This is a genomic window from Citricoccus sp. K5, assembly GCF_902506195.1.
GTDB lineage: Bacteria > Actinomycetota > Actinomycetes > Actinomycetales > Micrococcaceae > Citricoccus.
This window is the reverse complement of the sequence record NZ_LR732817.1, coordinates 2740126-2760263: the sequence shown is the minus strand read 5'-3', so window position 1 is coordinate 2760263 and position 20138 is coordinate 2740126. Positions and strand designations below refer to the sequence as shown.

Sequence of the window (20138 nt, the reverse complement as noted above, 5' to 3'; positions counted from 1 at the left end):
GCCGGCTCGGCCGCGTCGACCCCGTCTCGAGGACAAACGCGTCCTTCGCGCCCTCGCGACGCCGTCGCCACCCTTGACCGTTCACATTCCCCTCTGACAGGGGACATCCGGCGCGCGCTGGGCAAACCGACTCATCGGTCCGAGGGTTACCCGTCAGTAGATCACGAGAGTCCACGTGGAGATCAGGTACCGGACAGGTGAAGAACCAGTAGGCCGTATGCATACGGTCTTAGAGGGCACGTCGTGCCCACCGGCTGCTATCCCGTAACGCTCCTGTTACCGGCCGGTGGGTAGGGACATGCGGGGCACGGGTCTGCATGCCTCCGGACCGTCGAGCGGTCCCGCGACAGGCCGAAGAGACCGGGGATGAGGAATCACCCCGTACCGATTCATGGGGGAAAATTGCCGCAGGACCACCGAAATGCCACGGCGAACGATGAACGGACCACGAAGACCTCGGGTGCGGGACGCGGCAACGCCGTCCTGACGGCCGAAACCGAGCACGGCCATGCGCAGGATCCGTCCCTCACGGACGACCTGGCCTGCTACTCCGGTGGGCCGGCCGCCGCGCCCCGGACCCTCGTGGACATCCTGCGGGAGACCATCGCCAGTTACCCGGGGGCCCAGGCCGTGGACGACGGCACCACTGCCCTCAGCTACGCCGAGTTCGGTGAACGGGTGGACGAGATGGCCCGGCGCCTGTGGTCCATGGACATCGGCGCGGGAGACCGCGTGGGAATCCGTGTGCCCTCCGGCAGTATCGACCTCTACGTGGCGATCCTCGGGGCACTCACGGCCGGTGCCGCCTACGTGCCCGTCGACGCGGACGAGCCGGACGAGCGAGCCGGCACGGTCTGGGCCGAGGCCAGGGTGTGCGCCGTCGTGACCGAGGGCCTGACGATTTCGGCCCGGCCGGGCGTGGCCACGGTGGGCGGGGCTCCCGAGCCGCATCCGGAGGACGACGCGTGGATCATCTTCACGTCGGGCTCCACGGGCAAGCCCAAGGGCGTGGCCATCACCCACCGGTCCGCTGCGGCCTGGGCTGACGCCGAGGCGCAGATGTTCCTCGAGGGCGAGCCGCTGACGCGGGGAGACCGGGTACTGGCCGGACTGTCGGTGGCGTTCGACGCCTCATGTGAGGAGATGTGGCTGGCCTGGCGCAGCGGTGCCTGCCTGGTGCCGGCGCCACGCTCACTCGTCCGTTCCGGTGAGGACCTCGGCCCCTGGCTGGTCGAACGGCGCATCACCGCTGTCTCCACTGTGCCCACCCTGGCGGCCATGTGGCCGCAGGAGGCTCTGGACAACATCCGCCTGCTGATCTTCGGCGGTGAGGCCCTGCCGGGTGAACTCGTGACGCGGCTGGCCGGCCCGGGGCGGGAACTGTGGAACACCTACGGCCCGACCGAGGCAACCGTCATCGCCTGCGGCGCCGCGCTGGACGCGGACAGCCCGGTGTCAATCGGGCTGCCGCTGCGGGGGTGGGAGCTGGCCGTCGTCGACTCCGAGGGCAATCCGGTCCGGTGGGGCGAGACCGGTGAGCTCATCATCGGCGGCGTCGGGCTGGGACGATATCTGGACGCAGACAAGGACGCCGAGAAGTACGCCCCCATGCCGGCTCTGGGTTGGGAGCGCGCCTACCGCAGCGGCGACCTCGTGGTCGCCGAACCCGACGGGCTGCTCTTCGCCGGTCGCGTGGACGACCAGATCAAGCTCGGCGGCCGCCGCATCGAACTCGGTGAGATCGATGACACCCTGAGCCGCCTGCCCGGCGTGGCCGCCGGCGCCGCCGCCGTGCAGTCCACCCCGAGCGGGAACAAGGTCCTGGCCGGATACCTGTTGCCTGAGCCGGGAACCACCCTGGACCTGGCCGCACTGCGGCGCCGTTTGGCCGAGCAGCTTCCGGCCCAATTGGTGCCGGCGCTGGCCGTCATGGACGAGTTGCCACTGAAGACCTCCGGCAAGGTGGACCGCAAGGCCCTGCCCTGGCCGGTGCAGCAGGCCGACGGTTCGGGGCACCAGCTGAGCGGGACCGAGGGCTGGATCGCCGACCTGTGGGCTGAGCTGCTCGGCCCTCTTCCACTGGATGGGGACAGCGACTTCTTCGCCTCGGGTGGAGCCAGCCTGGCGGCGGCCCATCTCGTCGGGAAGCTGCGCGGCCAGTACCCGGACGTGTCCATCGCGGACATCTACGCCCACCCCACCCTGGGAGCGCTTGCTGCGCACCTGGAAGGCCTGGAGTCCGGCGAGGACGAGGAGCGCGAGCTCGAACCCACCCCGTGGTGGACGGGGCTGGTCCAGCTTCCCGTCATCCTGGGTCTCTACGGGATCACCGGTCTGCGGTACCTGACCGGCATCGGCATCGTGTGCTGGGTCCTGTACAACGTGGCACCCTTCCCGACCCTGTGGGTGCCCAATCCGCCGGTGTGGATCCTGATCACCGCATGGGCCGTGCTGTTCAGCCTGCCCTCACGGATCGTGTTCGCGGCGGCGGCATCGCGGCTGCTGACCGCCGGGATCGCGCCCGGGACCTATCCGCGGGGCGGGGCGGTCCACCTGAGGATCTGGACCGCCGAACGGATCGTGACCTTCGGCAAGCTGGAACCGATCATGGGGACCTCCTGGGGCATCACCTATGCCCGTCTGCTCGGCAACCGGATCGGCCGGGACGTCCACCTGGATGCCATGCCGCCGGTCACCGGCCTGATGAGCGTCGGCGCCTGCGCGTCGATCGAGTACGAGGCCGACCTGGGAGGGCATTGGCTGGACGGCGATCACCTTCACGTCGGCGCGCTGGAGATCGGCACGGGGGCCCGCGTGGGCACCCGATCCGTGCTCATGGACGGCGCGTGCCTGGGGGAGAACGCCGAGGTCGATCCCGGGACCGTGGTCTCCGGCCTGATCCCGGCTGGTGAACGCTGGGCCGGCTCGCAGATGGAGTACATCGGCCAGGCCGGTGACGAGTGGCCGGTGGCCGCGCGGCCCCATCACGGGCGCCGTGGGATCCAGCTGCTCTTTCCGGTGTCCCTGTTCGGCATGGGCCTGCTGCCGATGGTGTCGGTGGTGCCGGGATCCCTCGTGGTGATGTGGACCGTTCAGCTCCAGCAGCTGACACTGCTCTCTGACGTGCTGTGGGCCCTGGCCGCGCTGGTGCCCGTGTTCGCTGTGATCACGGTGCTGACCTTCCTGTCCCTGGTCGCGGGGACGGTCCGATTGCTGTCCCGGCTGATCGTTCCCGGAATGCACCCGTTGCATTCGGCCGCCGGCTGGGCGGTGTGGCTCAGCAACCTGTTGCTGGCCAAGACCCTCATCGCGGTCTATCCGATCTATGCCAGCGTCCTGACCCCGCTGTGGTTCCGACTCCTCGGTGCCCGGGTGGGACGCCACGTGGAGATCTCGACGCTGGAGTCGATCCCGCACCTGACCGTCCTGGGTGACAGGTCCTTCATGGCCGATCACTCGATGGGCACCTCCGCACGGGTTCGCCGGGGGTGGATGCACGTGGGCCCGTCCTCCGTGGGGAGCCGGTCCTTCGTCGGCAACTCGGCCGTCGTCGGGCCGGACCGCAACGTGCCGGACCGCTCCCTCGTGGCCGTGCTCTCCTCGGCTCCGCGGGACATGCCGGAGGCATCCAACTTCTTCGGCCGCCCAGCCGTCGAGCTGCCCCGGCCGGTCGACGGCGCTGACTCCGGATTGACCTATGACCCTCCCACGAAGCTCGTCGCCGCCCGTGCGGCCGTGGAGGCCTTCCGCCTCCTGCCATTCATGATCGCGGCCTGGCTGGCCCTGGCCGCCGTCTGGGTCATCTCCGAGATCCTGGACAACGGCGGATTCTGGGCCGCGGTGGCACTGTCAGGGCTGGTGATGCTCGCCAGCAGCACCGTGGCCTGCGCCATCGCCCTGGTCGCCAAGTGGGCCTTGGTCGGGCGGTTCAAGCCCGGGCGGCACGCCCTGTGGACCAGCTTCATCTGGCGGAACGAGCTCGCGGACGTGTTCTCCGAGTCCCTGGCGGTGCCCGGGCTGGTCCGGATGAGCCTGGGCACACCGATGCTCAACATCTGGCTGCGGCTCATGGGAGCGAAGGTCGGCCGCCGCGTGTGGTGCGAGACCTGGTGGCTGCCGGAGTTCGACGTCATCGAGATCGGCCACGGGGTCAGCATCAATCGGGGCACTGTGCTCCAGACCCACCTGTTCCACGACCGCATCATGCGGATTGACCCCGTCCGGATGGAGGATCGCTCCACCCTGGGCCCGAACAGCGTGCTGCTGCCCGGCAGCGTCGTCGAAGACGGCGCGACCGTGGGTCCCGGCTCGTTGGTCATGGCCCAGGAGACCGTCCCGGCCCACGGGCGCTGGGCCGGCAATCCCATCAGCCGCTGGGACCGGAAGTGGACCGCGTCAGCCGGCCCTTCCGTGGCCGCTCCCGCCCCGTCGGACCCCGTCCCGTCCGGCTCCCTGCGCACCGATCCGATCAACCGCACCACCACGACTGAAGGGCAAGCACGATGAGCATGGTTCCCGACAGGTTAGACACCGACTCGACCACCGCCAACGCCCCGAACGCGGCCTCCGCCGCGTTCGGCCGGGTCATCACCGCCATGGTGACGCCGTTCGACCACGCCGGCCGGCTGGACGAACGGGGCACGGAACGGCTGGCTGCCTGGCTGACCCGCGATGGCTGGAACGATTCCGTGGTGGTCAACGGCACCACCGGTGAGTCCATCTCCACCACCGACCGGGAGAAGTCCCGGGCCATCCGCGCCGCCAAGCAGGGTGCCGCGGCCCACGGTGGCAAAGTGATCGCCGGCGTCGGGGCCGGGAGTACGGCCCACAGCATCAAGCTGGCCAAGGAGGCGGCCTCGGCAGGGGCTGACGGACTGCTCGTCGTGGCGCCCTATTACTCCTGCCCCGGTCAGACCGGACTGCTGAGGCACCTGCTGGCCGTGGCCGATGCCACCAAGCTCCCGGTGATGATCTACGACATCCCCAAGCGCACCGGCATCGCGATCGAGACCGAGACGGTCCTGGCCGCCGCACGGCACCCACGCATCCTGGCCGTCAAGGAGGCCAAGGGCGACCTCGAGGGGGCCACCGAGGTCATGGGGCAGACACACCTGGCGTACTACTCGGGTGACGATGCGCTGAACCTGCCTTGGCTGTCCGTGGGGGCCACTGGTTTCGTGTCGGTGGTCGGCCACGTGGTGGGTGACCAGCTCACCCAGCTGTTGCAGCATCACGTCCACGGCCGGAACGCGGAGGCCCTGGCGCTGCACCGCCACCTCATGCCGATCTTCCGCGGGATGTTCTGGGCCCCCGGTGCCGCGTCGGCCAAGGCCGCCCTGGGTGACCTGGGGCTGCCGGGCGGACCAGTGCGCCTGCCACTGGTGGATCTGACCGAGGAACAGCGGCGCGAGCTGCGCCACGTCCTGGCCGGAACCGTCACCGAGATGGGCGCGCCGGCGGATCCCGCCCGGGTGCCCACCGGATGGCTTCCCGCAGAGGCCACGGTCGGACAGGTCGGCCGGTGACCTCGACGGACGGACCAGCGGATCGAATCGGCACCCAGGACGGGGCCGTGACTGCCGCGCCACGCCGGTCGAGGCGGATCGTCGGCCTCGATGCAGCCCGCGGGCTCGCACTGATCGGCATGATCGCCATCCACGTCCTGCCCGAGAGCACCGAGGCCGGGGAGACCACCCTGATCTGGGAGATCGGCTCCGGCATCTCGGCGGCCTTGTTCACGTTCCTGGCTGGCGTCTCCCTGGCGCTGATGACCGGTGGCAACAAGCCGGTGACCGGCGAGGCCCTGGCGGCCAAGCGGGTCGGCATCGCCATCCGGGCCGTGGTGCTCATCGTCATCGGGCTGATGCTGGCGATCCTCGACCCGCCGGCCGGCATCATCCTGACCTACTACGGTGTCATGTTCCTCATGGCCATACCGCTGCTCGGAGCGCCCGCGCCGATGATCGCCACCGTGGCCGGTGTGTTCGCGCTGGCGGGGACGTTGTTCATCCACCTCGTCGGCAACGCCATGCCGAACCTGGACGGTTACGACCCATCGCTCGGGTCCATCGTCGCCCAGCCGGACGGCACGATCGCCGCACTCCTGGTCACCGGCACCTACCCCGTCCTGGCGTGGTCCGCCTTCCTCTTCGCCGGCCTCGCCGTCGGACGGTTCAACCTGACCCTGCGGGACACCCACCTCAGGCTGATGGTGGTGGGCCTGACCATGTCACTGGCCACCTGGCTGGTCTCGTGGTTGTCCATCGAGGTCCTCGGCGGGTTCGACCGGGTCCTTGCGACCACGCCCGGGCTGACGGAGGACGAGCTGGTGCGGTCACTGACCTGGGGGCTGGAGTTCACCACCCCGGACATCAACTCGGGCTGGTGGCTGCTGATGCTGTCACCGTACTCGGAGACCCCCGTGGAGGTCCTCAACACCCTCGGCTGGGCCCTGGCCTGCCTGGGGGCCATGCTCTGGCTGGGTCAGCGGATCGGGCAGTGGCTCCGGCCGCTGGCCCTGGTCGGATCCATGACGCTCACTCTCTACGTGACCCACCTGATCTTCCTGGCGACAGGACTGCTGCAGGAGACCCCGTACATCTCGTTCTGGCTGCAGGTGGGCCTGGCTCTGCTGTTCGTGGTGCTCTGGCGCAATGTCACGGAGCGGTCCCAGGGTCCGCTGGAATGGATGACCACCACGGCCTCATCCGCTGGGCAGCGCTGGTACCGAAGTCGAAAGTCCTGACGGTCCTGAGCGGAAAGCCGGCCGCAGGGGCTAAAATCGGGATGTGACCATTGATTTCGGAGTCCGGGAGCAGGCCGGCCGTGCGCTCTATGAGCGGCGGATGGCGCTGTTGCCTGGACTGGGCCAGCCGCCGGCGCCGGCCTGGGAGGACCTGTCGGACGGCGAACGTGAACGCTGGTGCCGCCACGCCGACGGTCCGGTACCGGGCCCCGGCCCGACGCGCACCCGGCCTGCGACGCGGCCATCGGACGTCATGGCCGACGGCGTGGACGGTGCCCGCGCGGACGACGCGACGCTGGCCCGTGGAGCGCAGGGCGGACGCCGACCTCGGTAGGCTCACACCATGACGGAGAGCCCCGGAAGCAGGCGGTCGGAAGGGGACAGCACCCTGGACCGGTTGATCCGGATCCTCGGCGCCTTTGACGCCGAGCGATCCACACTCTCGATTGCCGCCCTCGCCCGACGCGCGGCCATCCCCCTGCCCACCGCCTACCGCTGGGTGGACCGGCTCACCTCGGCCGGACTGCTGGAACGCTCGGACGGTGACGTCCGGCCCGGGATGAAACTGTGGGAACTGGCCTCGCGCTCCTCGCCCGGGACCTCCTTGCGCCAGGCCGCCATGCCGTACATGGACGACGTCCAGGCCGTGCTGCGACAACACACGCAGATCGCGGTGCTGGACGCCCACGGCGTGTTGGTCCTCGAGCGGCTCTCCGCGCGCGGAGCCGTGCCCAACCAGGCCACCATCGCCGGCCGCATGCCCACGTTCACCACCTCGCTCGGGCTCGTGCTGATGGCTTTCGCCCGGCGCCACGTCACGGAATCCTTCCTCGCCGACCACGCCGCGGAACTCGGCGCCCCGGTGGGTGGTCCGGGGCACGACGCCGGCCCCGGCAACGCCCGCGGGGTGGTCAACCCCACCGAGCCCGAACTGCGCCTGCAACTGGCGGAGACCCGCCGCCAGGGCTGGGCCTCAGTGGACGGGCAGATCGACTCGGAATCCACCGGCGTCGCCGTGCCGGTCCTCTCGCCAGAGGGCCATGCCGTGGCGGCACTCGGTGTGGTGGTGCCCCGCTCCTCGGAATTCCGTCCCGGCCTGGCTCCGATGCTGCTCGCCGCGGCTCGCGGCATCAGCCGCGCGTTGGGCCCCCAGGCGGCCATGCCGGCGTCGGACACGGTGTTCCCTCAGCACCCGCCCGTGGCGCTGCCGGGCACCGGGGAGTGACCTGCATCGCGGTCATCCTTCTCACTCAGTGAGAATTGATCCGCCAATCGTCTGTACGCTCCATCACACTGGTGGCAGAAGGCCCGGCCCCGCAGCCCGCGGCCTTGACGACGTCCCGCAGGATGAGTCCCCGGCCCGGCCGCGGATCCCCGCACAACGAAGGAGTTGGAATGGCAGCCAGCGCAGGCAGCGCCGATAGGGCAGATACACCACAGCTCACCCGGACGAAGGTGGGCATCGTCGGAGGCGGCCCCGCCGGGCTCCTGCTCTCCCACCTGCTGGCGAAGCAGGGCATCGACAATGTGGTCATCGAACTGCGGGACCAGGAGACCATCAAGAACACCCACCGCGCGGGAATCCTGGAACAGCAGGCGGTGAAGATGCTGACGGAGTCCGGCGTGGACGGCCGCGTGCTGACCCACGGTGACGAGCACGAGGGCATCGACCTGCGCTTCAACGGGGAGTCCCACCCGCTGAACTTCCCGGACCTCGTGGACGCCACGGTCACCCTGTACGCTCAGAACGAGGTGTTCATCGACCTGGCCGCGGCCCGGAAGCGGGACGGCGGTGACATCCGCTACGAATCCGCGGTCATCGAGGTGGCGGACCTGAAGTCGGACACCCCGAAGATCCGCTACAAGGACGTCTCTGCCGGTGCCGACCCGGATGCCGTCCACGAGGTCCACTGCGACGTCCTCGTGGGCGCTGACGGCTCCCGCTCCTTCTGCCGCCGCGCCGTGGGCCAGGAACAGGGACACCAGGACTTCAAGATCGAGTACCCCTTCGCCTGGTTCGGCATCCTGACCGAGGCCCCGAAGTCCTCGCCGGAACTGATCTACGCGAACTCCCCGCACGGCTTCGCCCTGATCTCCCAGCGCTCCGCGAACGTCCAGCGGATGTACTTCCAGTGCGATCCGGCGGAGAGGACCGAGGACTGGTCGGACGACCGGATCTGGTCGGAATTGCAGAAGCGCGTGGACGGCCCGGACGGCTTCCAGCTCAAGACCGGCCCGATCTTCGACAAGACGGTGCTCGGCTTCCGCTCCTTCGTCCGCGAGCCCATGAGCCACGGCAACATGTTCCTGGCCGGGGACGCCGCGCATACCGTCCCGCCGACCGGGGCCAAGGGCCTGAACCTGGCGTTCGCGGACATCAAGGTGCTGTTCGAGGCTCTGGACTCGTTCTACGCCACCGGCTCCCGCGAGCTGCTGGACGGTTACTCCGAGACCGCCCTGAAACGCGTCTGGAAGGCCCAGAACTTCTCCTACTGGATGACGTCCATGCTCCACACCCGCAAGGACGCCCACCCGTTCGAGACCAAGCGCGCCCTCGGTGAGCTCGAGACCGTCACCTCCTCGCGCTACGGCCAGCAGTACCTGGCCGAGTCGTACACCGGCTGGCCGCACGCCTGACCGGTGCCCGACGCCGGCCCGCGGGCCGGCGCTGGAGGGGACCGGCCGACGTCGGGCCCGGGCTCCTCACCGCACCACCGTCCACCAATCCGCCCACTGCAGAACCAGAACCGTAGAAAGGAGCAGCCCGTGAGCAATGACATCACCGAGAACACCGGTCCCGTCGTCGAGGACGATGAGACCTTTGACAACAGCCACGTGCTCGACCCCGCCGCGACGCAGGACTCCCAGGAGACCATCAGCGCCGAGATCAAGGACATCCACGACTCGGCGTCCGGGGAGACCCAGCCGCGCGTGAACTTCCCGCCGTACCGCAGCTCCCTGCTGCGCCACCCCACCAAGGACATGCACCACACCGACCCGGAGACCATCGAGCTGTGGTCCCCGGCCTTCGGCCACCGGGACGTCCACACCCTGGAGTCCGACCTGACCGTCCAGGGCAACGGCGAGCCGCTGGGCGAACGCATGGTGGTCCGTGGCCGCGTGCTGGACGGCGACGGCCGCCCGGTGCGCAACCAGCTGGTGGAGATCTGGCAGGCGAACGCCTCCGGCCGCTACGTGCACAAGCGCGATCAGCACCCGGCGCCGCTGGACCCCAACTTCACCGGTGTGGGCCGCACCATCACCGATGACAAGGGCTTCTACGAGTTCACCACCATCAAGCCGGCGCCGTACCCGTGGAAGAACCACCACAACGCGTGGCGTCCGGCGCACATCCACTTCTCGCTGTTCGGCACGGACTTCACCCAGCGCATGATCACCCAGATGTACTTCCCGGGCGATCCGCTGTTCAGCCTGGACCCGATCTACCAGTCGATCACGGACCAGAAGGCCCGCGACCGCCTGGTCGCTACGTACGACCACAACGTCTCCACGCACGAGTGGAACACCGGCTACTACTGGGACATCGTCCTGACCGGCAGCAACCGTACCTGGATGGAGGGCGACACCGATGCGCATTGATCAGAACCAGTTGGCCGCGGCACGCGACGGGAGCGAGAAGCTGGTGGCTACCCCGGGCCAGACCATCGGCCCGTTCTTCGGCTACGCCTCCGGGTACGAGAACGTCCACATCCCCTTCCGGGACGGCCAGCACCTGGTGAACCCGGCCAGCCCGAAGGCCGTGCGCCTGACCGGCACCGTCTATGACGGCGCCGGGGACCCGATCCCGGACGCCATGATCGAGATCTGGCAGGCCGACGAGAACGGGCAGATCCCCCAGGAGACCGGCTCCCTGGTCCGCGACGGCTGGACCTTCACCGGCTGGGGACGGGCCACCGCGGACAACGTGGGCACCTACACGTTCTCCACCGTCAACCCGGGGCCCACGGAAGAGGGCAAGGCACCGTTCATCCACGTGGTGGTCTTCGCCCGCGGCCTGATGAACAAGCTGCACACCCGGATCTACCTGCCGGAGGACACCGCCGCCCTCGAGAAGGACGCGCTGCTCTCCTCCGTGGAGGCGGACCGCCGCCAGACGCTGATCGCCGAGCGTGAGGCCGATGGCACCCTGCGGTTCGACATCCACCTGCAGGGCGAGAAGGAGACCGTCTTCCTGCAGTTTCCCGGCATCGAGTACCCGGTGCACGACTGATCCGGTTCCGAAGGATGAGTGCCGGCACCACCCGGCACGCCGCCGCCTGATGGCCCGGCGGGACCCGCGCCTCCGTGACGAGAACGGACGCAAAGGCCCGCCGGGCCATCGGTGCGGATAGCCTAGAAACAACCCCACCACCCCAGGAGAGCTCCCCCGATGTCCACGCCCGCGTCGCCGTCAGAACACCAGGCCACCGCGTCCGGTGCAGCCGGATCTGACGGTTCAATCGGTTCAATCGGTTCAATCGGTTCAATCGGTTCGGACGGGTTGTCCGGAGCGCCGGGACTGACGGCGCTGGCCGCGGAGGCCGACGCCGGCCTGCTGGACCCGCTGTCCTCCGGAACCACCGCGGTGGTCCAGTCCTCGGACGCGAACTACCTGCTCCACCTGCTGCAGGTCGAGGCCGCGTGGACCGCGGTCCTCGCCCAGCACGGGATGGTCACCGCCGGCCAGGCCGAGGCCGCCGCCGAGGCCGCCGACCCGCGCCACCTCGCCGACTACGACCTGATCGGGCTCGCCCACGCCGGCCAGAACGGCGGAAACGTCCTGATCCCGGCGCTCAAGGCCATGCGGGCCCGGGCCGCGCAGGCCGCCCCCACCGAGCCCGGGGTCTCCTCCGCCATCCACGTGGGTGCGACCAGCCAGGACATCATGGACACCGCCATGATGAGGATGGCCGCCCAGGTCGCCGGGACGGTCCTGGCGGACCTCCGCGCCGCCGTCGGATCCCTGGCCGCGATGGCCACGGAGCACCGGGCGACCCCCATGGTGGCCCGCTCGCTGGCGCAGCACTCCCTGCCCTCCACCTTCGGCCTGCGCGCCGCCGGCTGGATGTCCGGACTGGCCCAGGCCGGCCGCCGGCTCGAGGCCGCCACCGCGGAACTGCCGATCCAGTGGGGCGGCGCCGCGGGCACCATGGCCGCCCTGTCCGGCCGCGTGGCCACAGCCCGCGCCGCCGGGACACTGGACGCCGGCACCGATGCCTTCACCCTCGTCGAGGAGCTGGCTCAGCGACTCGGCCTGAAGGCTCCCGCTGGACCGTGGCAGACCAACCGCATGCCCATCACCGGGCTGGCCGCAGCGCTGGCCGATGTGGTGGCGGCCTGCGGGAAGATCGCCAATGACGTGCTGATCTCCGCCCGGATCGAGAACGGTGAACTCGGTGAGCCGCTGGTCGCGGGCCGCGGCGGGTCCTCCGCGATGCCGCACAAGCAGAACCCCGTGCTGTCCGTGATGATCCACGCCGGCGCACTCGGCGCCCCCGGCACGCTCGCGCAGGTCCTCACCGCCGCCGGCGCCGCCAACGAGGAACGCCCGGACGGGGCCTGGCACGCCGAGTGGCCTGCCCTGCGCCAGCTGATGCGCACCGCCGGGGGAGCCGCCGCCCGGACGGCGGAACTCGTCTCCGGCCTGCGCGTCAACACGGACCGCATGGCCGAGAACCTGAATCGCGTGGGCCCCCTGCTGGTCTCCGAGCGGCTCATGGTCGAGCTCGCCCCGCTCCTCGAGGAGAGCGGCCCGGAGAGTGGCGGCAGGGCCGGCTCCGGCCAATCCGGTTCGGGCACGTCCCGTTCGGGCAAAGAGCGGTTGCAGGAGATCGTGGACCGCAGTCTGGAATCACAGCACGGCCAGCAGGATGGCCAGCAGCAGGGGAACGACTTCCGGAGCCTGCTGCGCGCCGCCCTGCCGGACACCGTCTCGGACGCCGAGCTGGACGGCCTGCTGGACCCGGCCAACTACACCGGCGAGGCCACCACCCTGGTGGACCGCCTCGTCGCCGAGTACCGCAATTTCGCAGAATGGAGCACCACGTGAGCACACCAGAGATCACCGCCATCCGCCTCGCCGGCGAGGGCGAGGCCACCCCGGACAAGGACGTCCTGTTCGTGGGGGCCGGCCTGGGCACCGGCGTCCAGGCCCTCTGGGCGGAGGCCGCCAACGAGTTGGCGGACCGCTTCCAGGTCATCGGCTGGGACCTGCCCGGCCACGGCCAGTCCCCGGCCCACAACGAGCCGATCGCCATGGCGGACCTGGCCAACGCCGTGGCCGACCTGGTGAAGGCCCAGCACGCGGCCGGGACCATCCCGGCCGGGGCCAAGGTCTACTACGCCGGCGTCTCCATCAACGGTGCGGTCGCCCTGCAGCTCGGCCTGGACCACGGTGACCTGTTCGACGGCATCGCCGTGATCTGCTCGGCCGCGAAGATCGGCCAGACCGAGGCCTGGCAGGAGCGCGCCACCTTCGTGGAGGCCGCCGGCACCCCGTCCATGGTGGCCGGCTCCGCCGAGAAGTGGTTCGCCCAGGGGTTCATCGAGCAGCACGCCGAGCGCACCACCCGACTGCTGCACACCCTGCAGGAGGCCGACCGCTTCTCCTATGCCCGGCTCTGCGAGGCCCTCGGCGGCTTCGACGTGCGCGAGCGCCTCGGGGAGATCACCGTCCCGATCGTGGCCCTCCACGGGGCCGAGGACGGCGTCTGCCCGCCGGCGGACGGCGAGGCGATCGCGGCCGGCGTCGCCTCCGGTCAGGCCCATGTACTGGAGAACGTGGCTCACCAGGCGCCGATCGAGAAGCCCGCCGAGACCGCAACCATCCTCAAGGAGGCCTTCACCGCATGAGTGAGAACCAGACCGGTCAGCCGGTGGGACACCAGATGGACCGCACCTCCCAGGAGGTCTACGACGCCGGCATGGCCGTGCGCCGCGAGGTCCTCGGCACCGCCCACGTGGACCGGGCCGAGGCCAACAAGGACGAGACCACCGAGGACTTCCAGAACCTCATCACGCGCTACGCCTGGGGCACCATCTGGACCCGCCCCGGCCTGGACCGCCGGATGCGCTCGGCCGTCACCATCTCCGCGATGGTCTCGGGGGGATACTGGGAGGAGGCCGCCATGCACCTCCGCGCGGCCCTGCGCAACGGCCTGAGCCGGGACGAGATCAAGGAGATCTTGCTCCAGACCGCCATCTACTCCTCCGTTCCCGCCGCCAACATCGCCTTCAAGCTGGCCCAGGAGGTCTTCGCCCAAGTGGACGAGGACCTGGCCGCCGGCAAGGACCTCTGAAAGGACCCCGCATGAGCACCCAATTCCAGGACGCCTACCTCTACGATGCCGTCCGCACCCCCTTCGGCAAGGTCGGCGGGGCGCTGGCCAAGACCCGCCCGGACGACCTCGCCGCCCTCGTGGTGGCCGAGTCCGTCAAGCGCGCCCCGAAGCTGGCCGCCGCAGGCGCGTCCGGGGCCGAGCAGATCGATGAGGTCGTCTTCGGCAACGCCAACGGCGCCGGCGAGGAGAACCGCAACGTCGCCCGCATGGCCACCCTGCTGGCCGGCCTGCCCACCTCGATTCCCGGCACCACCGTGAACCGCCTGTGCGGCTCCTCGCTGGACGCCGCCATCATCGCCTCCCGCCAGATCAACGTGGGCGAGGCCGACGTCATGCTCATCGGCGGCGTCGAGTCCATGTCCCGCGCTCCCTGGGTGCTGCCCAAGACCGAGCGCCCCTTCCCCATGCACAACCTCGAGCTGGCCAACACCACTCTCGGCTGGCGCCTGATCAACAAGAACATGCCGAAGGAATGGACCGTCTCCCTCGGCGAGGCCACCGAGCAGCTGCGGGAGAAGTACGGCATCACCCGTGAGCGCATGGACGAGTTCGCGGCGAACTCGCACCAGCTGGCCGCGAAGGCCTGGGACGAGGGCAAGTATGGCAACCTGACCGTGCAGGTCCCGGACGTGGACCTGACCCGGGACGAGACCATCCGGCCCGACTCCACCGCCGAGTCCCTGTCCGGCCTGCGCACCGTGTTCCGCAAGGAGAACGGCATGGTCACCGCCGGCAACGCCTCCCCGATGAACGACGGTGCCTCCGCGGCCTGGCTCGGTTCGGAGAAGGCCTCGGACATCCTCGGCCTGCAGCCGCTCGCCCGCATCGCCGGCCGCGCCGCCGCCGCCAACGAGCCGCAGTACTTCGGCTACGCCCCGGTGGACGCCGTCAACCAGGCGATCGAGCGAGCCGGCATCACGTGGGAGGACATCGCAGCGGTGGAGCTCAACGAGGCCTTCGCCGCCCAGTCGCTGGCCTGCACGGACGCCTGGGGCGTGGACCTGGACATCGTCAACACGTGGGGCGGGGCCATCGCCATCGGCCACCCGCTCGGAGCCTCCGGCGCCCGCGTGCTCGGCACCCTGGCCCGCCGCCTCGAGGCCTCCGGCGACCGCTGGGGCGTCGCCGCGCTGTGCATCGGTGTGGGCCAGGGCCTCGCCGTGGTCCTCGAGAACGTCAACGCCCGCTGACCTCACCCCCTCACGTCTTCAGTCGACTTGGGGTGGGTCTGGGAGCCCAACACCCACCCCAAGTCGACTGAAGACCACACCCCTCTCATCCCCGCTACAAGGAGGAACGATGCTTGAGTTCGTGGACTCGGCCGCCCAGGCCGTCTCCCGGATCACCGACGGCGCCACGGTGCTGATCGGTGGATTCGGCAATGCCGGCCAGCCGATGGAGCTGATCGACGCCCTGATGGATTCCGGTGCCACCGGCCTGACCGTGGTGAACAACAACGCCGGTCAGGCCGACGCCGGCCTGGCCCTGCTGATCAAGGAACGGCGGGTCGCCAAGATCATCTGCTCCTTCCCGCGCCAGTCCGATTCCTGGCACTTCGACGAGGCGTACCGTGCCGGAGAGATCGAGCTCGAGCTCGTCCCGCAGGGCAACCTGGCCGAGCGCATGCGGGCCGCCGGGGCCGGCATCGGCGGCTTCTTCAGCCCCACCGGCTACGGAACCCAGCTGGCCGAGGGCAAGGAGGTCCGCGAGATCGACGGCAGGCACTACGTGCTGGAGTCCCCGATCCGCGGCGACTTCGCCCTGATCAAGGCCTACGCGGCGGACCCCTCCGGCAACCTCGTGTACCGCAAGACCGCCCGCAACTTCGGACCGGTCATGGCCACCGCCGCCGCCCACACGATCGTGCAGGTGGACGAGGTCCTCGAGGAGTCGCTGAACCCGGAGCACGTGGTGACCCCGGGCATCTACGTGGACACCGTCGTCGGGATCCCGACCGAGTCCGGCGTGAAGGAGCGCGAGGAGCGCGAAGCCCTCGCCGCCGGCCAGCCCAAGCCCTGCCTGGCCACCAAGACCGCGGCCGAGCTGGCCGCCGAGAAGTGAGGATGAGCGAGATGAGCGAGATCCGCCGCACCGACGCCCCGTTGACCCAGGACGAGCTGGCCCAGGTCATCGCCGAGGACATCCAGCCGGGTTCGTTCGTGAACCTCGGCATCGGCCAGCCGACCACCGTGTCCAACTACCTCTCCCCGGAGAAGAAGGTCACGCTGCACACCGAGAACGGCATGCTCGGCTTCGGCCCGCAGGCCACCGGGGACCAGATCGACGGTGACCTGATCAATGCCGGCAAGATCCCCGTGACCGAGCTGCCGGGGGCGAGCTATTTCCACCACGCCGACTCCTTCGCCATGATGCGCGGCGGCCATCTGGACGTCTGCGTGCTGGGCGCCTACCAGGTCTCCGCCCGGGGTGACCTGGCCAACTGGTCCACCGGCAAGCCCGGTGCCATCCCGGCCGTGGGCGGCGCCATGGACCTGGCGATCGGCGCCAAGGACACCTACGTGATGATGGACCTCTTCACCAAGAAGGGCGACGTCAAGCTGCTGCCCGAGTGCACCTTCCCCCTGACCGGGGTGGGCTGCGTGTCCCGCATCTACTCGGACAAGGCCGTGCTGCTGCTGGATTCCTCCGGTGTGGTCAAGGTCCGCGAGCTCCACGGCATCACCCTCGAGGAGCTCCGCGAGGCGCACCCCGAGGTCACCTTCGAGACGGTCGGGGCCTGACCCGCCACCCCTGACGCCCTCGTCCTGACCCCGCCGGGACATCACCGGCCCCCCCTGCACGACGCCGGCCACGCACCCAAGGTGCGTGGCCGGCGTCGTGCTGTGGTCCAGGCCTGTTTGCTAAAGTAAGCACCTTGAGTGCGCCCAGCCTGGGCGCCGCACCCTGGGTGGTGGGTCAGTGAAGGCCGGCGCGGAACGTCGGTGCGGACGCTGCTCGGGGTGGATGTGAGGATCCGGTGTTGAGGCCGAGGCGCGCCGATGTGGCGCCCGTGTTCGACGCTTCCGCCGGCTCCCGTCGAGGAATGAGCAAGGCCGTCGCCGGCCGGAAGGGAAGCTGTGGCTAGACAGCGCATCGCGATCATTGGAGCTGGACCGAGCGGCATCGCCGCACTGCGGGCCTTCGAGTCCGCCGAACGGGCGGGGGAGGAGATCCCGGAGGTCGTCGCCTACGAGAAGCAGGATGACTGGGGCGGTCAGTGGAACTATGACTGGCGTTCGGGCATCGACCAGTACGGCGAGCCCGTGCACTCCTCGATGTACCGCAACCTGTGGTCGAACGGCCCGAAGGAGGCGCTCGAGTTCGCCGAGTACACCTTTGACGAGCACTTCGGCCGCCCGATCTCCTCCTACCCGCCGCGTGAGGTCTTGTGGGACTACATCGACGGCCGGGTCCGGACGACGAACGTCAAGGACAAGGTCCGGTTCTCCACGGCGGTCCGCTGGGTCGAGCACCATGAGGACCGGGACATCTTCACCGTCACCGTGGAGGACCTGAAGAACCACCGGACCACATCCTCCGAGTTCGACCGCGTCATCGTGGCCACCGGGCACTTCTCCTTCCCGCATGTCCCGGAGTTCCAGGGCATCGAGACGTTCCCCGGCACCCTGCACCACGCGCATGACTTCCGCGGCGCAGAGAAGCTGGCGGACCAGCGCGTGCTGCTGATCGGTGCGTCCTACTCGGCCGAGGACATCGGCGTGCAGGCGTTCAAGATGGGTGCCCGCTCGGTGACCATGTCCTACCGGTCCGGCCCCATGGGCTACGACTGGCCGGAGGGTATGGAGGAGCTGCCGCTCCTCGAGCGATTCGAGGGAAGCACGGCGCACTTCTCCAACGGCGAGACCCGCGAGTTCGACGCGGTGATCCTGTGCACGGGCTACCTGCACAAGTACCCGTTCCTGCCCTCGGACCTCGCCCTGCAGTCCGGCAACAACATCTACCCGGCGGGGCTGTACCGGGGAGTGGTGTGGCAGGGGAACCCGAAGGTCTACTACCTGGGCGCCCAGGACCAGTGGTTCACCTTCAACATGTTCGACGCGCAGGCCTGGTATGTCCGTGACCTCATCATGGGCCGTGCCGAGCTGCCCACCGCCGCGGAGCGCGCCGAGCACCTGCAGGACTGGCACCAGCGTTTCCAGGGGGTCGGTGGCGACGCCGATGCCGTGCGCTTCCAGGCCGAGTACATCCGGGACCTGATCGAGGCCACCGACTACCCGATGTTCGACCTGGACGAGGTGGTGCGGATCTTCCTGGCCTGGAAGGACGACAAGAAGAAGAACATCCTGACCTACCGGGACAAGCCCTACCGCTCTGTGATGACCGGTTCCCTGGCCGCCGAGCACCACACCACGTGGCTGCAGGAACTGGATGACTCCCTCGAGCGCTACCTCTCGACCCCGGAGGAGACGGACGTCGAGAAGGCGGTCCGCGGCGCCGGCACGCCCGAGGTCCCGGCACCGGGGGACGTCCGGGGTGAGGAAACCCCGACCGCCTGACCCGGACCTGATCGCTCGGTTCGACTCCGATCGCCGGCCAGAGGGCCGACTTCAGGCCCAGCCCACAGAACGACGCCGGCTGCGCACCCTGGGTGCGCAGCCGGCGTCGTTCTGTTCTTCTCTGTCCTCGAAACGGGGTCAGTGCTCGTGGGTGGTGAGGTCGTGGTCCTTGGACTCGCGGGTCAGCACCAGGGCGATGATGGAGACCACGGCCATGGCGCCCAGGAACACGGCCACCGGCACGATCGAGGTGCCGCCGCCGGGGCCCGCGTACAGGGTGGCCAGGATGGTGGGGGTGAAGCCGGCACCGAGCAGGGTCGCCAGCTGGTAACCCAGGGAGGCGCCGGTGTAGCGCGATCCGGTGCCGAACTGCTCGGCGATGAAGGCGGCCAGCGGGCCGTAGATCATGCCGTGCAGGCCCAGGGCGATGGTGAAGGCCAGCAGCAGCACCAACCAGTTCGTGGAGGTGAGCATGCCGAACAGCGGGAACAGGAACCCGACGAACAGGAACAGTCCGGCGATCATGACCGGGCGGCGGCCGAAGCGGTCGGAGAGGTGCCCGAACCAGACCACGAAGAAGATCGAGAAGATCGAGGCCAGGGCGAAGGCGTAGAGCACCGAGGAGCGCTCGGTTCCGGCATCCGTGGAGTACTGGACGGCGAAGGTGGACAGCAGCACCTGCAGCCCGAACCCGCTGGCGCCGGCGAACATGGTCAGGAGCAGGGCCTTGGGCCGGCGCAGGACCTCCCAGATCGGCAGCCTCCGCTTCTCGCCGGAGGCCTCGGCCTGGGCGGCGGCGGCCTCGAAGATCGGGGACTCGCTGATCTTGGCGCGGATGACCATGCCGACGATCAGCAGGGCGAAGGACAGCAGGAACGGCACCCGCCAGCCCCAGGACAGGAACTCCTCCTGCGGGAGGACGGCGGAGAACGTGCCGAGGACGAAGGTGCCCAGGGCGGCGCCGGTGGGGGCGCCGGCGTTGGTGAAGGAGGCTGCGAAGCCGCGCTTGCCGCCCTCGGAGTGCTCCAGGGCCATCAGGGCGGCTCCGCCCCACTCACCGCCGACCGCGATGCCCTGGCAGACGCGCAGGAAGACGAGCATGACCGCGCCCCAGCCGCCGATCGTCGCGGCACCGGGCACCAGGCCGATCAGGGTGGAGGCCACGCCCATGATGAGCATGGACAGCACCAGCATCTTCTTGCGGCCGAGCTTGTCCCCGAAGTGGCCGAAGATCGCCCCGCCGAGAGGACGGGCGAGGTAGCCGGCGGCGAAGGTGCCGTAGGAGGCGATGGCGCCGGCCAACGGATCCAGGCCGGTGAAGAAGACCGTGGGGAACACCAGCGCCGAGGCGGAGGCGTAGAGCAGGAAGTCGTAGAACTCGATCGTCGAGCCGAGATAGCTCGAGAGGATGACGCGGCGGGACTCTCGGCGCTTGGTGGCCGGGTCGAGCGACTCCAGGTCCGGCGCGGCGGCCGTGGTGGTGTCGGTGGACATGGGGGTGCTCCAGTCTGGACGGGGGAAGTGCGGTTCGTGCTG

General features: G+C 69.6%; 16 protein-coding genes. 15 read left to right on the top strand and 1 reads right to left on the bottom strand.

Features of this window, described 5'->3' with window-relative positions:
• Positions 1-402 precede the first annotated feature (402 nt).
• From BOSE125_RS12380 to BOSE125_RS12310, 15 genes are all read left to right on the top strand, one after another.
• Positions 403-4506, top strand: a complete 4104-nt coding sequence (locus tag BOSE125_RS12380) for a Pls/PosA family non-ribosomal peptide synthetase (protein ID WP_236557973.1) — start codon at positions 403-405, stop codon at positions 4504-4506.
• The gene (gene dapA / locus BOSE125_RS12375) at positions 4503-5525 is read left to right on the top strand and encodes a 4-hydroxy-tetrahydrodipicolinate synthase (RefSeq protein WP_236557971.1); all 1023 of its coding nucleotides are present in this window, start codon (positions 4503-4505) and stop codon (positions 5523-5525) included. Before BOSE125_RS12380 ends, dapA begins: the two co-directional genes overlap by 4 nt.
• A 47-nt stretch (positions 5526-5572) precedes the next feature.
• Positions 5573-6745, top strand: coding sequence for a heparan-alpha-glucosaminide N-acetyltransferase domain-containing protein (locus BOSE125_RS12370; RefSeq protein ID WP_159552954.1), 1173 nt, complete (start codon positions 5573-5575; stop codon positions 6743-6745).
• 43 nt (positions 6746-6788) lie between these two features.
• Positions 6789-7079: a hypothetical protein gene (locus BOSE125_RS12365; RefSeq protein WP_159552952.1), complete on the top strand. Its 291-nt coding sequence runs from the start codon at positions 6789-6791 to the stop codon at positions 7077-7079.
• Between the two features lie 9 nt (positions 7080-7088).
• Complete coding sequence (locus tag BOSE125_RS12360; RefSeq protein WP_159552950.1) at positions 7089-7970, top strand: IclR family transcriptional regulator; 882 nt, start codon at positions 7089-7091, stop codon at positions 7968-7970.
• 170 nt (positions 7971-8140) lie between these two features.
• Positions 8141-9382 (top strand): 4-hydroxybenzoate 3-monooxygenase, encoded by a 1242-nt coding sequence (locus tag BOSE125_RS12355; protein WP_159552948.1) that lies wholly within the window; start codon positions 8141-8143, stop codon positions 9380-9382.
• A gap of 141 nt (positions 9383-9523) precedes the next feature.
• On the top strand, positions 9524-10345 hold the full coding sequence (gene pcaH, locus BOSE125_RS12350) for a protocatechuate 3,4-dioxygenase subunit beta (protein WP_371300786.1): 822 nt from the start codon (positions 9524-9526) through the stop codon (positions 10343-10345).
• The gene (gene pcaG, locus BOSE125_RS12345) at positions 10335-10976 is read left to right on the top strand and encodes a protocatechuate 3,4-dioxygenase subunit alpha (protein WP_159552946.1); all 642 of its coding nucleotides are present in this window, start codon (positions 10335-10337) and stop codon (positions 10974-10976) included. Before pcaH ends, pcaG begins: the two co-directional genes overlap by 11 nt.
• Positions 10977-11135: 159 nt before the next feature.
• Positions 11136-12794 carry a lyase family protein gene (locus BOSE125_RS12340; protein WP_159552944.1) on the top strand — a complete coding sequence of 553 codons (1659 nt, stop codon included), beginning with the start codon at positions 11136-11138 and terminating at the stop codon, positions 12792-12794.
• Positions 12791-13597 (top strand): alpha/beta fold hydrolase, encoded by an 807-nt coding sequence (locus BOSE125_RS12335; RefSeq protein ID WP_159552942.1) that lies wholly within the window; start codon positions 12791-12793, stop codon positions 13595-13597. Before BOSE125_RS12340 ends, BOSE125_RS12335 begins: the two co-directional genes overlap by 4 nt.
• Positions 13594-14043 (top strand): 4-carboxymuconolactone decarboxylase, encoded by a 450-nt coding sequence (gene pcaC / locus BOSE125_RS12330; protein ID WP_159552940.1) that lies wholly within the window; start codon positions 13594-13596, stop codon positions 14041-14043. The genes BOSE125_RS12335 and pcaC overlap by 4 nt, the downstream gene beginning before the upstream one ends.
• Before the next feature lie 11 nt (positions 14044-14054).
• Complete coding sequence (locus BOSE125_RS12325) at positions 14055-15275, top strand: thiolase family protein (RefSeq protein WP_159552938.1); 1221 nt, start codon at positions 14055-14057, stop codon at positions 15273-15275.
• Positions 15276-15384: 109 nt separating this feature from the next.
• Positions 15385-16146, top strand: coding sequence for a 3-oxoacid CoA-transferase subunit A (locus tag BOSE125_RS12320; RefSeq protein ID WP_159552936.1), 762 nt, complete (start codon positions 15385-15387; stop codon positions 16144-16146).
• Between the two features lie 2 nt (positions 16147-16148).
• Positions 16149-16826, top strand: coding sequence for a 3-oxoacid CoA-transferase subunit B (locus tag BOSE125_RS12315; RefSeq protein WP_159552934.1), 678 nt, complete (start codon positions 16149-16151; stop codon positions 16824-16826).
• A 336-nt stretch (positions 16827-17162) separates the two neighbouring features.
• Positions 17163-18602: an NAD(P)-binding domain-containing protein gene (locus BOSE125_RS12310; RefSeq protein ID WP_159552932.1), complete on the top strand. Its 1440-nt coding sequence runs from the start codon at positions 17163-17165 to the stop codon at positions 18600-18602.
• A 138-nt stretch (positions 18603-18740) separates the two neighbouring features.
• Here the strand turns inward: BOSE125_RS12310 and BOSE125_RS12305 are convergent, their stop codons facing one another.
• On the bottom strand, positions 18741-20096 hold the full coding sequence (locus BOSE125_RS12305; RefSeq protein ID WP_159552930.1) for an MFS transporter: 1356 nt from the start codon (positions 20094-20096) through the stop codon (positions 18741-18743).
• Positions 20097-20138 lie beyond the last annotated feature (42 nt).